Source organism: Mesorhizobium sp. CAU 1732 (assembly GCF_039888675.1).
GTDB lineage: Bacteria > Pseudomonadota > Alphaproteobacteria > Rhizobiales > Rhizobiaceae > Aerobium.
Genome location: NZ_JBDQQR010000001.1, coordinates 1,331,508 through 1,343,977, shown reverse-complemented (window position 1 = coordinate 1,343,977; position 12,470 = coordinate 1,331,508). Strand labels below are relative to the sequence as shown.

Here is a 12,470-nt window from a genome sequence, read left to right as displayed (position 1 = left end):
GACGCCGGAGCAACTCATTTTCCACGCGGAAATGAGTTGCTCCGGACGATGCCCTATTTCGTGAACTGTTTCAGATAGGCGATCACATTCGCGACCTCGTCGTCCTTCTTCAGGCCGACGAAGGCCATTTTCGTGCCCTTCACCATCGCCTTGGGGTCGTGAAGATAGGTTGCCAGGGTCGCTTCGTCCCAGACGAGCCCGCCCTCTCCGGCCTCAACCATTGCTTTCGAATATTTGAAACCAGCATGGGTTCCCGCTGTTTTGCCGATGACACCCATCAGCGAGGGGCCGATCTTGTTCTTGTCTTCGTCCGCGACGTGGCAGGCCTTGCATTTGGCAAAGACCTTTTCACCGGCTGCCGCATCCTGTGCCGCAGCCTGACCGGCGACGAAGGAGACGAAGGTCAGGGCTGCGAAAACTGCAGTGAAGCGCATGGCATTTCCTCATTGGATCCTCACGGTGCCCTGAGTGATCTGCCTATGCCGATGCTTGCACCGCCGGCATAGGCGTCTGCACGGTAATGTCCGCTTCCCCGAAGCAGGATTGCGGAGCTTGCATGTCAGCGAAGCTAGACGGCGAAGTTTGAATGTCAACCATACGAACGGCCTGTAGCCTGAGCGCGACACAAGATCACCTCAGCCATTATTGACCTCTCCAGACCGAGCGCGTAGCCTTTTGCCATCGGTTTTCTGCTCGGGCACCTGCAGGAAATCTGGAAATCCAGCGTGGCTCGGCGCGAGCAAGCCGGCCTCAAGCGACGACAGGTGCCAAATGGAATTGATCGATCTCGTCCTGACCGTCTGCCTCACGGCAAACCCCGGCAAATGCCGCATCGAGCACCTCTACTTCGAGAGCCGCGGCTCGACCGTTCAGTGCATGTTGCTCGCCCCGCCCGAAATCGCCAAGTGGTCTGCAGAGCACCCTGCCCTCAAGGTCGTGCGCTGGAAGTGCGAATATCCAAAGCGCGAGCGGGACATTTGACAGAGCGAATGCGGAGGTGACGCCATGACGATGTCGAGACGGGACGTCATCCGACTGGCAGCGACGACGGCACTAACCGCGGCGTTGTCGACCGGTTCTGCGCTCGCCACTGCCAAAGTGCGCATCGGCGTCCTCAAATTCGGCACGGTAAGCTGGGAGCTCGACACACTGAAATATCATCGTTTCGACGCCGCCAGCGGCATCGATCTCGACGTCGTCTACTTCGCCGGCGAGGATGCGACCAACGTCGCGCTGCAGGCCGGCGAGGTCGACGTGATAGTCTCCGACTGGCTTTGGGTATCGCGGCTGCGCTCGGAAGGCGCTGATCTGACGCTGGTTCCCTATTCGACGGCCGTCGGTGCGATCATGGTCGCCCAGGCATCGCCCATCCGGACGATCGCCGACCTCCAGGAGAAGAAGATCGGCGTCGCGGGCGGGCCGCTCGACAAGAGCTGGCTGCTGATCCAGGCGCTGGCTAGGCGGGATCACGGCCTCGACCTGCCGGCCGCCAACGAGATCGTCTTCGGCGCGCCACCGCTGCTCTCGCAAAAGGCCATGCAGGGCGAACTCGATGCGGTGCTGAGTTTCTGGCACTTCTGCGCCCGGCTCGAAGCCAACGGTTTCCGTCGCCTGATCGGCGCGGAAGATGCCGCCGCAGCACTTGGCGCCGGCGGGCCGGTGGCAGCGCTCGGCTACGTCTTCCATGACAAATGGGCGGACGAGAACCCCGATGCCGCAAAGGGCCTCGTGGACGCTTCCATGCAGGCCAAGAATTTGCTCGCGCGTTCGGACGAGGAGTGGCTGCGCCTCGCACCGATCGTCCGCGCCGACGGCAAGGAGCTGGAGACGCTGCGGGACCGCTATCGCGAGGGCATCCCAGCGCGACCGATAGCAGAAGAAGAGGCCGACGCCGCCAATCTCTTTCGGGTCCTTGCGGATATCGGCAGCGAAAAGCTGGTCGGGAACGCGCCGGAGATGGCGCCGGGCACGTTCTGGCAAGGCCTTGCCGATGGGGGGTGAGGAGGCAAGCGGGCGCGATGCCCTGGCGCAGCCTTTCCGCAGCAAGGGCGTCCCGCCGCTCCTGATGCCGGCAGCCACTGTGGTGGCTTCGCTGCTGGGGTTCTGCCTGCTTTGGGCACTGGCAGCCCACACATGGCCGAGCCGTGCACTCCCCTCGCCTGCCGAGGTCTGGCAGGTGCTGGTCAGGGAGGCGGCGAGTGGCGAGCTGTTCTTCAATCTCGGCGTCACGCTGGGCCGCGTTGCGGCTGCCTATGCCGTGGCGATGATTTTCGGCTGCGTCATCGGTATCCTGCTTGGCATGCATCGCCGTGCCGACCGCTTCTTCAATGCCTGGGTGATCCTGTTCCTCAACATCCCCGCGCTGGTGATCATCGTGCTCGCCTATATCTGGTTCGGCCTCAACGAGGCGGCGGCGATCGGCGCGGTAGCGGTGAACAAGATCCCGAACGTCGTCGTGACAATGCGCGAAGGCGCCAGAGCGTTAGACCCGCGCTATGCGGAGATGGCCGCCGTCTACCGTTTCGGCACGCTCGACCGAATCCGCCACGTGCTTCTGCCCCAGTTGCAGCCTTATCTCGCAGCCGCCTCGCGGTCGGGGATAGCGCTCATCTGGAAGATCGTCCTGGTGGTCGAATTGCTCGGCCGCTCGAACGGCGTCGGCTTCCAGATCCATCTCCATTTCCAGCTCTTCGACGTCGCGGCTATTCTGGCCTATACGCTGGCGTTCGTGACGATCATGCTCCTCATAGAACTCCTTCTGGTGCAACCCCTTGAACGACATGCATCCCGCTGGCGCCAGCGTGCCGCTTAAGGTCGACATCGCCGAAAAGACGTTCCGGTCGTCCGAAGGCGTCACGATCACGGCATTGCGGAACCTCTCCTTCGAGATCCGGCAAGGCGAGTTCGCTTGCCTGCTTGGCCCGTCCGGCTGCGGCAAGACCACGACCCTGCGCATCCTGCTTGGCCTCGACAAGAAATTCTCCGGTTCCTTCCAGCTTCCCGAAGAAGGCGCCGACCGCGTCGCTGCGGTGTTCCAGGAGCCGATCCTGCTGCCGTGGCGGACGGTCGAGCAGAATGTCAGGCTGGCCTTGCCGCGCGCCAGGAGAAACGCCAATCTCGACGAGCTGTTCGACAGTCTTGGCCTAGCCGGCATGAGAACGCTGTTTCCGGCTGAGCTTTCGCTCGGCCTCGCCCGGCGGGCTGCGCTCGCCAGGGCTTTCGCAATCGAACCGGCGGTCCTTTTCCTGGATGAGCCCTTCGTCTCACTCGACGAGAATACCGCCGAGCGGCTCCGTCATCTCCTGCTGTCGGTATGGTCCGCGAAGCCGACAACCGCCTTGATGGTGACCCACAATTTGCGTGAAGCGCTGATGCTGTCGGACCGCATCATCGTGCTGTCGCCGCGTCCGGCGCATGTGCAGGGCGTGTTCGACGTGCGATTGCCCAGGCAGTACCGCAATCCTCAGGTGATGAGCGACCTGCTGCGGTCGTTCCATCAGAAGTTTCCGGACATCAATTGACGGCCGCCCCCGCGCTCGCAGATCGCGATGAACAGGCCAGGCAATTCGATCGCGAACGAAATCAGAAGCAGCGTATGTCGGCTTCCGCCTGCGCGCGCCTCAAGGCGGAGCCTGCGGCCCGAGCCGGTGCGGTCTCTCGGAAAAGGCTGCTCGCTTCACCAGTCGTCAGCGCCATCCGCCGAAAGGTCTCGGACCTCTCATACTGTTCATAGGGAATGAGCGACGCGATCACGTCTATCGAGCAGGAGCAGCGCTCGAGCACTTCGCGCGTTTGCCCGTTAGACCGCATGCAGCCGAGCACATAGTCGGCCACGGTTTCGGTCGGATAGTCTTGTGCCGCGGTCGCCTGACCGGCGAGAGGCATGAACGCGGCAATACACAGCGCGAGTTTCGCAAATCCGGTGGGTCTGATCATCATCCTCCTCCGATGGCGCGAGCCTATCATGAAGTTTCGATGTGACCACCCCGTTCGTTCCGGCGAGGCGAGTCCAGGCTCGCTCGTTAGACTAAAGGAGGATGCCTGCGGACATTTCCAAAACGGATTCCCCAACCTTACTCGCAGCGCCCTTTGAGGACCGACGCCATGTTTCTTTTCCCTGGCGGCGGCACTCGTTACCAGGCCCTTCCGCCATTTGAAGCCGATCGCCTTCCTACATGCTTCTAAAAACCGAACGCGCAAGATATGTCAGGATATTCTAAGATATTTTTGGGCGATCAATTCGACGCCGTGACTTTATATGTATAAATCGGACGCGATTCCCGCGATACAATATTCTATAATCGATTTCTTTTGTCATTTGTATTTACATATTGCACTGCAAGATGGAATATGTTGCGATGCATAAAGACGGCACACGTTTTTGCTTGCCTACCGCATTTTATTGTCATAGCCTTTTCCTGTTTCCGGCTTCAAGGGCGTTACTGTCTTAGGGAGCGGTGACCGTCTTTCGTAGGCCAAGTGAGGTGGGCAGTAACGGTGCCCTCTGCTCGTCTGGCTTAGGTCGTGACACGCTGCCGGAAATACTTCCCACCTGAATCGCTTGGGCAAGCCCTTGTGGGGCTGAGCAATCGATTCCGATTGTGAACCTCGGGAGGATATTTATGCGTGTATTTAGAAAAACCGTCTGTATTCCACTTGCCGCGGCGCTCATGACATGCGCCTCGGCCTACGGAGTATTGGCAAATGACGAACTGAACGCGCTTGCCTCGGACGCGAAGAACTGGGCAATGCCCACGGGTGACTATGCAAACACCCGCTATTCGAAACTGAACCAGATCAACAAGGACAATGTGAAGGACCTGCAGGTCAAGTGGACGATGTCCACCGGCGTGCTGCGCGGCCATGAAGGCGGCCCCCTGGTGATCGGCGACGTGATGTACATCCACACGCCGTTCCCGAATATCGTCTACGCCCTCGACCTCAACAATGACGGCAAAATCCTCTGGAAATACGAACCCAAGCAGGATCCTAACGTCATTCCGATCATGTGCTGCGACACGGTGAATCGCGGCGTCGCCTATGGTGACGGCAAGATCATCCTGAACCAGGCGGATACTACCGTCACCGCGCTCGATGCCAAGACCGGCAAGGTCCTCTGGCAGACGAAGAACGGCGAGGACATCGCCGGCGGCAAGGGCGAGAGCGGAACGGCTGCGCCCATGGTCGTCAAGGACAAGGTGCTGATCGGTATATCGGGCGCTGAATTCGGCGTCAGAGGCCACATGTCGGCCTACAACCTCAGTGACGGTTCGCTTGCGTGGCGGGCCTATTCGACGGGACCCGATGCCGAAACCCTGATCGATGCCGAGAAGACAACTCATCTCGGCAAGCCGGTCGGCCCCGACTCAGGCCAGAACACCTGGGAAGGCGAACAGTGGAAAACCGGTGGCGGTACGACCTGGGGCTGGTTTGCCTATGATCCCGAGTTGAACCTAGTCTACTACGGCACGGGCAATCCATCGACCTGGAACCCGGTCCAGCGGCCCGGCGACAATCGCTGGTCGATGACGATCATGGCTCGCGATGCCGACACCGGTATGGCCAAGTGGCTCTACCAGATGACTCCGCATGACGAGTGGGACTACGACGGCGTCAACGAGATGATCCTCGTCGACGACATGCAGATCGACGGTGCCGCGCGTGACGTTCTGGTCCACTTCGACCGCAACGGCTTCGCCTATACGATGGATCGCGCAACCGGCGAGCTTCTGGTCGCCAAGAAATTCGATCCGACCGTCAACTGGGCGACCGAAGTCAATATGGACCCCGACAGCGACCAGTACGGTCGTCCTCAGGTTGTGGCCGAGTTTTCGACCCAGCAGAACGGCGAAGATACCAACACCACCGGCGTTTGCCCGGCGGCGCTTGGCACGAAGGACCAGCAGCCGGCGACCTATTCGCCGAAGACCGGTCTCTTCTACGTCCCGACCAACCACGTCTGCATGGACTACGAGCCTTACAAGGTCAGCTACACGGCCGGCCAGCCCTATGTGGGCGCGACCGTGTCGATGTACCCGACTCCGAACAGCCATGGCGGCATGGGCAACTTCATCGCCTGGGATGCGGCCAAGGGTGAGATCGTATGGTCGAAACCCGAGCAGTTCTCGGTGTGGTCAGGCGCGACGGCTACCGAAGGCGATATCGTCTTCTACGGCACGCTGGAAGGCTACATCAAGGCGGTCGATAATGACGGCAACGAACTCTACAAGTTCAAGACCCCGTCCGGCATCATCGGCAACATCAACACCTTCGAGCACGGCGGCAAGCAGTACATAGCCGTTCTCTCAGGCGTTGGCGGCTGGGCCGGCATCGGTCTCGCCGGCGGTCTGCTCCAGGCCGAAGGCGCTGCTGCCTGGCAACAGGCGGTTGCCGGTGAAAATGCTCCGTCCGACGAATCGGCAAGCATCTCCACGGCCGGTCTCGGTGCGGTCGGTGGCTACGCCGCTCTTGCCGACTACACGACGCTGGGCGGTCAGCTCACCGTCTTCGGTCTCCCGGATTGATATCCGGAGATCGTTAGGCACGCCTACGCCTCGATGGCGTGAAGGCAACAAGAAGTGAGAGCCCGGATGGCCCTGAACGCCGGGCCGGGCTCTCGATTTCGCCGCGCTATCACAATGCACCTGTAAACGCGGCGCCGCGACAGCAACGCTGTGTCCCGTAATAAGAAAGAGGTTCGAATGTCCGTCAGCAATGCAGTTCGGGTTCTTGTCATGGTTCTTCTGATCGGTCCCAGCCTCGCACTCGGTACCGCCCTGGCTCAGGATACCAAGGAAAAGGCCGCTGCTGTCACCGACGAGGACGGCAAGTATTTCGACGCTGATGGAAACCCGACTTACAAGATCCAGGCCGACGGCACCGTCGACTGGTACACATTCAGCGGCTATCGCCGCTACCATTCGGACTGTCATGTCTGCCACGGCCCCGACGGTGTCGGCTCGAGCTACGCGCCGGCGCTCGCCACATCGCTGAAGAACATGGATTACGGCACGTTCCTGGCGATCGTCGCCGAAGGACGCACGAGCGTCGGCGGCGGCAAGGAAAACGTCATGCCCGCCTTCGGCGACAACAAGAACGTCTATTGCTACATGGACGACCTCTACGTCTATCTGCGCGCCCGCGCCGTCGGCGATGCCCCGCGCGGCAGGCCTCCCCAGAAGGAGGACAAGCCGCAAGGGGCAAAGGACTACGAAACCTCGTGCATGGAAGAATGATCATGTCCCTTCGGCGTTTCCGCATGAGATTGCTGGCCCTGACCTTCGCGATTGCGGCGGTGCCGGCCGGCGCCCTTGCACAGGGCGCCGGCCTCGGCGCCGCGGGAGAACTCGTAGACCCTGATGTGCTCAGGGTTTGCGCCGATCCCTCGAACATGCCGTTCTCCGACGAAAGCGGCAAAGGTTTTGAGAACAGGCTGGCTGAACTGGTGGCCGAAAAGACAGGCCGCAAATCGGTCGCCTACACGTGGTTCCCGATGGCCACCGGCTTCGTGCGCAACACGCTGCGGGCCAACCGCTGCGACATCATCATGGGTTACGCGCAGGGCGACGAACTGGTGCAGAACACCAATGCCTACTACCGCTCGACCTATGTTCTGGTGTTCAAAAAGGGTGGCGGTCTCGACGACGTCAAGACGATCGAAGATCCGAAACTCGCCGACAAGAAAATCGGCATCGTCGGCGGGACGCCGCCGTCCGCCAACATGGCGACAGCCGGCCTGATGAAGAAGGCCAAGAACTACCCGCTGATGGTCGATACGCGCTTCGCTCCGTCCATGGCCGAAGTGATGATCAAGGACATGCTGGACGGCGTGATCGACGTGGCCGTCCTGTGGGGGCCGATGGCTGGTTATTACGCGCGAGAATCCGGCGCCGATCTGGCCATCGTCCCGCTTGTCAAGGGAAAGACCGGGTCGCGCGTGACGTATCGCATTACAATGGGCGTGCGCCCCTCGGACCAGGAGTGGAAGCGGACGCTCAATCGGGTCATCAAGGAGAACCAGGAGGAGATCAACAATATATTACTCGAATACAATGTGCCTCTGATTGACGAGCAAGATAAACCCATCACGCAATGATTTCACAATATTTTGAATCGCAACGCTATAATGCCTATATATATTTTATGATATTTCAGTACGCCTGAATTTCATTTGTCCATTTATGTGGACGAGCCGTTGCATATCGGTGCCTTGCAATGGCTGACGGCAGTCGGATAGGCTCTCACGGGCCGGTACAACAGGAGGAATAAATGAAAAGCTGGACCAAACCGACAATGTGCCAGGTTCCCGCGGGCTTTGAGATTTCGCGGTATCTGCCTGCTGAAATGACTCCCAGGAAGTAGGCCGCAAGGGTGCGTGTCCCGGTCATGGGGCACGCACCTTTCGTCAGCCGGACTCGCATGAGAAGCCTTGGCGCGGACAATCCTGGTCGCGATGTGCATGACGTTGCGATATCCACCGTTGATCGGGCCCCTCACAAGGCAGAGGTCATCTTGCGGCTCAAGGTTGTTGGATCGGCGGCGGGCGGTGGTTTTCCGCAATGGAACTGCAATTACCGGCTGAGCCGTGCGGTCCGTTCCGGTATTCCTGGTGTACGCCGGCGGACGCAGTCCAGCCTTGCGGCATCGGCCAACGAACGCGACTGGGTTCTTTTCAACGCCTCCCCCGACATTCTGCAACAGATTGCCGAGACGCCCGAATTGCAGCCTCACATCGACGCGCCTCTGCGCTCGACGCCTATCCGCGCCGTGGTGCTGACCAATGCCGACGTCGATCACGTCGCCGGCCTGCTCAGCCTGCGCGAGCGTCAACCTTTCGCCATTTATGCGACGGCCGATGTCCTGGCCGTGCTCGACGCGAATTCCATCTTCAACGTGCTCGATCCGGCAATCGTGCCGCGACGCAAGCTTCCAGTCGACCGCGAGTTCGAGATTTGCGATGCGGAGAACCGCGGGACGGGCGTCCACATCGAGAGCTTCGCCGTGCCAGGCAAGGTGGCGCTCTACATGGAGGATTCCAGCCGGCCAGACGCCGATTACAACTCCGACAGCGGCGACACGATCGGCGTGCGCATTGGTGGAGGTCCGGGCAAAGGCTCGGTCTTCTACATTCCCGGCTGCGCGCGGATCAATGCAGCCCTGCGCTCGCGTCTGGCCGGCGCCGCCTGCCTCCTCTTCGACGGCACGGTATTCACCGACGAGGAGATGATCACCGCGGGTGTCGGCACAAAGACCGGCGCACGCATGGGCCATCTCGCAATGTCGGGACCGGAAGGCTCCATCGCCGGCCTCGAAGACGTGAGGATTGACCGGCGCATCTTTGTTCATATCAACAACACCAACCCGGTCCTCGACGAGAATTCGGCCGAACATGCCGCCGTCACGGCGGCGGGCTGGGAAATCGCGCATGACGGCATGGAGATCGAGCCATGAACTTCCACGCCGCAGCCAGAAACAGAATGTCCGCACCCGACCTGGAAGCCATACTCCGGCAGGTCGGCGCGGAGCGCTACCACAACCGCCACCCGTACCATCACCGCATGGTGTCGGGCGCCCTTTCCAAGGGCGAGTTGCAAGCCTGGGCGCTCAACCGCTACTGCTACCAGGCCGTCATTCCACGCAAGGATGCGATGATCCTCACGCGCGCTGAGGATCCGGCCTTCCGTGCCGAGTGGCGCAAGCGCATCGAAGACCACGACGGCGACGACGGCTGGAGCGGCGGCATCGCCCGCTGGCTGCATCTGGCGACCTCGCTCGGCCTTGATGTCGAGGCCGTGAAAAGCGAGAAGCTGGCATTGCCGGCGACACGCTTCGCGGTCGGCGCCTATCTCTCTTTCTGCACCAACCGGACATTGCTCGAAGCCGTCGCCTCGTCGCTGACGGAGCTATTTTCGCCTGTCATCATCGCCGAGCGCGTGCCGGCGATGCTCGCCAAATACGACTACGTCACGGCGGATACGCTGGCCTATTTCAGCAAGCGGCCGGAACAGGCTTCGCGCGATTCCGACTTCGCGCTCGCCTATGTGCTGGAGCACGCCGACACGCCCGAGCGGCAGCAGGGGGTGATCGATGCGCTCGTCTTCAAATGCGATATACTCTGGGCCATGCTGGACGCACTTCAGCACGCCTATGGCGAGGGCAGGAACATTCCGCCCGGAGCCTTCCAGCCGGAGACCGCGAGATGATGGCGCTGCGCCAACGCGCGATGGCGTCGCCGCACGCCTTGCCCTCGCTGCCGAAACATGTGCGCATCCAATACGACCCAGTGCGACAAGCCTTCGCCGTTCTGTCGCCCGAAAATATATTCTGGCCGAACGAAATCAGCCTCGAAATCCTGCGTCGCTGTGACGGCGTCTCGACCCTCGAAAAGATCGTCGCCGAGCTCGCCCGGGAATACGACGCGCCGGAAGAAGACGTGGCAGCCGACGTCACCGCCTTCATTCAGGAATGGTCCGACAAGCTGCTGGTGAAGCTATGAGCGAGCCCCTTCTTGCCCCGATCGGCATACTGGCGGAACTGACGCATCGCTGCCCGCTGCAGTGCCCCTATTGCTCCAATCCGACCGAGCTTTTGAAAGCCAACCGCGAGATGGACACCGAAAGCTGGCTGTCGCTGTTTGACCAGGCGGCCGATCTCGGCGTGCTCCAGGTCCATCTCTCCGGCGGCGAACCGACACTGCGCCGCGATCTCGAACAGTTGATTGCCGGACTTTCGCGGCGCGGCGTCTACACCAATCTGATCACCGCCGGCGTCGGCATTGCCGAGGGTCGCATCGAGGCGTTCGCCGAAGCGGGGCTCGACCATTTGCAACTGAGCTTCCAGGGCGCGCGCCCGGATACCACCGTGCGCATCGGCAACCATCCGGGTAGCCACGAGAAGAAGCTGGAGACGGCGCGGCGTGCGCGAGCGGCCGGCCTGCCGCTCACCATCAACGCGCCGATCCACCGCCACAACATCGAGGAAGTGCCTGAGTTCATCGAGCTTGCGCTGTCCCTGGAGGCCGAGCGTCTCGAGATCGCCAACGTGCAGTACGCCGGCTGGGCGCTCGTCAACCGCAATACGCTGATGCCCGACCGAGCGGCGGTCGAGCGACAGGCCGAGATCGTTGAGGAAGCGCGCGCACGGCTCGTCGGCATCATGAACATCGATTTCGTTCCGCCAGACTATTTCGCCACCTATCCAAAACCCTGCATGGGCGGCTGGGCGCGCGACGCCTTCATGGTGGCGCCGGATGGCACCGTGTTGCCCTGCCACGCCGCGCAGACGATATCCTCGCTGACGTTCGAGCAATTCGGTCCCCGCACGCTCGCCGAAATCTGGACCGATTCGCCAGCCTTCAACGCGTTTCGCGGCACGGACTGGATGCAGGAGCCCTGCCGGAGCTGCGAGAGGCGCGAGATCGATTGGGGCGGCTGCCGCTGCCAGGCGATGGCGATCGCCGGCAACGCCGCGGCCACTGACCCCGCCTGCATCAAGTCGCCTCTCCACGCCCGAATGGCGACACTCGCCAAGGCGGGCATTGCCGCCCGCAGCCAAGACGCCGCGACGAAAGATGGTTTCGTCTATCGCCGCATCGGCAGCGCGCCGCAGGCTGAAAGCTCGGCGCCGGTGAAACCAGATCCAGCCTTGACCGACTGACACCTTTTCGCGAATCCCCTACCCGATCCCAAGAGCGCCACGCTTGCAAGCGTGCCATTGGGGACGGGGTCTTGCCGACGGTCCCGCGACCTGAAGGAGCGCGGCGGTGCCGAATGAGCATGTCAATGCCGACAGTCTTAGAGCGACTGGATCAGCCGGGTCAGAAATGCCGCAAAGACACGCACGCGTGGGCTCTCTGAACTCGCGGGAGGTCGTATGAGCCAAATGTCGCCCCGACTGACCGCAAAATCGGTGAGCACGGTACGAAGACGTCCATCCGCGACGGCTCGCGCCGCCAGATAGTGAGGCAATGGGGCAAGCCGAGACCGGCGATAGCAGCCAGAGCCACGGCCTCTATATCGTTGAACACCGGCCCATTCGGCGGGCGTCCAGGAGCCTTCCATCCTTTGAAGGCCCAACATTCCAGCCGGCCTGTCGTCGGAAACCGGAGACGCAGACAGGTGTGGGTGGGTACGTCATCTGGCGTTTGTGGCGCCCCCGTCGTTCGAGATAGGCGGGAGACCCGCAGGTGGCGAACCGATGTGGCGCGAGCTTTCGCGCAATCAACCGAGAGTCTTCAAGGTCACCTGTGCGCAGGACAAGGTCAAAACCCCCTTCCACGATGTCCACCACCCGATCGTCCAGACTGATGTCGAGTTCGACCATGGGATAGTCCGCGATGAACTGATCGAGCGCGGGGACGATGATACGGCGTCCCATGGCCGCGGTATGCACACCTTCAACCGGGCACAGCGATGAAGCGCGAACATCAGGCGGCTGCGACAGCAGAAGGCGCTCCTCAGCCACCCCGATTC

Annotated in this window: 14 protein-coding genes; 12 read left to right on the top strand and 2 right to left on the bottom strand. The window is 61.5% G+C overall.

Annotated elements, in window-relative coordinates; all coding sequences use genetic code 11:
- Window positions 1-53: 53 nt before the first annotated feature.
- Window positions 54-434 carry a cytochrome c family protein gene (locus tag AAFN55_RS06560; RefSeq protein WP_347798055.1) on the bottom strand — a complete coding sequence of 127 codons (381 nt, stop codon included), beginning with the start codon at window positions 432-434 and terminating at the stop codon, window positions 54-56.
- Between the two features lie 337 nt (window positions 435-771).
- Between AAFN55_RS06560 and AAFN55_RS06555 the strand changes: the two genes are divergently transcribed.
- The 4 genes from AAFN55_RS06555 (at window position 772) to AAFN55_RS06540 (ending at window position 3,521) form a co-directional block, all read left to right on the top strand.
- The gene (locus AAFN55_RS06555) at window positions 772-981 is read left to right on the top strand and encodes a hypothetical protein (RefSeq protein WP_347798054.1); all 210 of its coding nucleotides are present in this window, start codon (window positions 772-774) and stop codon (window positions 979-981) included.
- 24 nt (window positions 982-1,005) lie between these two features.
- Window positions 1,006-2,001: an ABC transporter substrate-binding protein gene (locus AAFN55_RS06550; RefSeq protein ID WP_347798053.1), complete on the top strand. Its 996-nt coding sequence runs from the start codon at window positions 1,006-1,008 to the stop codon at window positions 1,999-2,001.
- 64 nt (window positions 2,002-2,065) lie between these two features.
- Window positions 2,066-2,812: an ABC transporter permease gene (locus AAFN55_RS06545; protein WP_347800204.1), complete on the top strand. Its 747-nt coding sequence runs from the start codon at window positions 2,066-2,068 to the stop codon at window positions 2,810-2,812.
- The gene (locus AAFN55_RS06540) at window positions 2,781-3,521 is read left to right on the top strand and encodes an ATP-binding cassette domain-containing protein (RefSeq protein ID WP_347800203.1); all 741 of its coding nucleotides are present in this window, start codon (window positions 2,781-2,783) and stop codon (window positions 3,519-3,521) included. Before AAFN55_RS06545 ends, AAFN55_RS06540 begins: the two co-directional genes overlap by 32 nt.
- Before the next feature lie 61 nt (window positions 3,522-3,582).
- Here AAFN55_RS06540 and AAFN55_RS06535 read toward each other — a convergent pair whose 3' ends face one another.
- Window positions 3,583-3,936 carry a hypothetical protein gene (locus AAFN55_RS06535; protein WP_347798052.1) on the bottom strand — a complete coding sequence of 118 codons (354 nt, stop codon included), beginning with the start codon at window positions 3,934-3,936 and terminating at the stop codon, window positions 3,583-3,585.
- Between the two features lie 734 nt (window positions 3,937-4,670).
- Here AAFN55_RS06535 and AAFN55_RS06530 point away from each other — a divergent pair.
- The 8 genes from AAFN55_RS06530 (at window position 4,671) to AAFN55_RS06495 (ending at window position 12,414) form a co-directional block, all read left to right on the top strand.
- Window positions 4,671-6,524, top strand: coding sequence for a methanol/ethanol family PQQ-dependent dehydrogenase (locus AAFN55_RS06530; RefSeq protein WP_347800202.1), 1,854 nt, complete (start codon window positions 4,671-4,673; stop codon window positions 6,522-6,524).
- A gap of 177 nt (window positions 6,525-6,701) precedes the next feature.
- The gene (locus AAFN55_RS06525; protein WP_347798051.1) at window positions 6,702-7,235 is read left to right on the top strand and encodes a c-type cytochrome, methanol metabolism-related; all 534 of its coding nucleotides are present in this window, start codon (window positions 6,702-6,704) and stop codon (window positions 7,233-7,235) included.
- Between the two features lie 2 nt (window positions 7,236-7,237).
- The gene (locus tag AAFN55_RS06520; RefSeq protein WP_347798050.1) at window positions 7,238-8,095 is read left to right on the top strand and encodes a substrate-binding domain-containing protein; all 858 of its coding nucleotides are present in this window, start codon (window positions 7,238-7,240) and stop codon (window positions 8,093-8,095) included.
- A gap of 416 nt (window positions 8,096-8,511) precedes the next feature.
- The gene (gene pqqB / locus AAFN55_RS06515; RefSeq protein WP_347798049.1) at window positions 8,512-9,450 is read left to right on the top strand and encodes a pyrroloquinoline quinone biosynthesis protein PqqB; all 939 of its coding nucleotides are present in this window, start codon (window positions 8,512-8,514) and stop codon (window positions 9,448-9,450) included.
- Entirely contained in the window at window positions 9,447-10,202 is a 756-nt protein-coding gene (pqqC, locus tag AAFN55_RS06510; RefSeq protein WP_347798048.1) for a pyrroloquinoline-quinone synthase PqqC, read from the top strand. Before pqqB ends, pqqC begins: the two co-directional genes overlap by 4 nt.
- Window positions 10,202-10,495 carry a pyrroloquinoline quinone biosynthesis peptide chaperone PqqD gene (gene pqqD / locus AAFN55_RS06505; protein WP_347798047.1) on the top strand — a complete coding sequence of 98 codons (294 nt, stop codon included), beginning with the start codon at window positions 10,202-10,204 and terminating at the stop codon, window positions 10,493-10,495. Before pqqC ends, pqqD begins: the two co-directional genes overlap by 1 nt.
- Complete coding sequence (gene pqqE, locus AAFN55_RS06500) at window positions 10,492-11,655, top strand: pyrroloquinoline quinone biosynthesis protein PqqE (protein ID WP_347798046.1); 1,164 nt, start codon at window positions 10,492-10,494, stop codon at window positions 11,653-11,655. Before pqqD ends, pqqE begins: the two co-directional genes overlap by 4 nt.
- A gap of 540 nt (window positions 11,656-12,195) precedes the next feature.
- The gene (locus AAFN55_RS06495) at window positions 12,196-12,414 is read left to right on the top strand and encodes a hypothetical protein (RefSeq protein WP_347798045.1); all 219 of its coding nucleotides are present in this window, start codon (window positions 12,196-12,198) and stop codon (window positions 12,412-12,414) included.
- Window positions 12,415-12,470 lie beyond the last annotated feature (56 nt).

Bases quoted from the DNA above. Each gene is read 5' to 3' on its own strand.
- AAFN55_RS06560 (WP_347798055.1), bottom strand. From the start codon at position 434: ATGCGCTTCACTGCAGTTTTCGCAGCCCTGACCTTCGTCTCCTTCGTC.
- AAFN55_RS06555 (WP_347798054.1), top strand. From the start codon at position 772: ATGGAATTGATCGATCTCGTCCTGACCGTCTGCCTCACGGCAAACCCC.
- AAFN55_RS06550 (WP_347798053.1), top strand. From the start codon at position 1,006: ATGACGATGTCGAGACGGGACGTCATCCGACTGGCAGCGACGACGGCA.
- AAFN55_RS06545 (WP_347800204.1), top strand. From the start codon at position 2,066: ATGCCGGCAGCCACTGTGGTGGCTTCGCTGCTGGGGTTCTGCCTGCTT.
- AAFN55_RS06540 (WP_347800203.1), top strand. From the start codon at position 2,781: ATGCATCCCGCTGGCGCCAGCGTGCCGCTTAAGGTCGACATCGCCGAA.
- AAFN55_RS06535 (WP_347798052.1), bottom strand. From the start codon at position 3,936: ATGATCAGACCCACCGGATTTGCGAAACTCGCGCTGTGTATTGCCGCG.
- AAFN55_RS06530 (WP_347800202.1), top strand. From the start codon at position 4,671: ATGACATGCGCCTCGGCCTACGGAGTATTGGCAAATGACGAACTGAAC.
- AAFN55_RS06525 (WP_347798051.1), top strand. From the start codon at position 6,702: ATGTCCGTCAGCAATGCAGTTCGGGTTCTTGTCATGGTTCTTCTGATC.
- AAFN55_RS06520 (WP_347798050.1), top strand. From the start codon at position 7,238: ATGTCCCTTCGGCGTTTCCGCATGAGATTGCTGGCCCTGACCTTCGCG.
- pqqC (WP_347798048.1), top strand. From the start codon at position 9,447: ATGAACTTCCACGCCGCAGCCAGAAACAGAATGTCCGCACCCGACCTG.
- pqqD (WP_347798047.1), top strand. From the start codon at position 10,202: ATGGCGCTGCGCCAACGCGCGATGGCGTCGCCGCACGCCTTGCCCTCG.
- pqqE (WP_347798046.1), top strand. From the start codon at position 10,492: ATGAGCGAGCCCCTTCTTGCCCCGATCGGCATACTGGCGGAACTGACG.
- AAFN55_RS06495 (WP_347798045.1), top strand. From the start codon at position 12,196: ATGTGGCGCGAGCTTTCGCGCAATCAACCGAGAGTCTTCAAGGTCACC.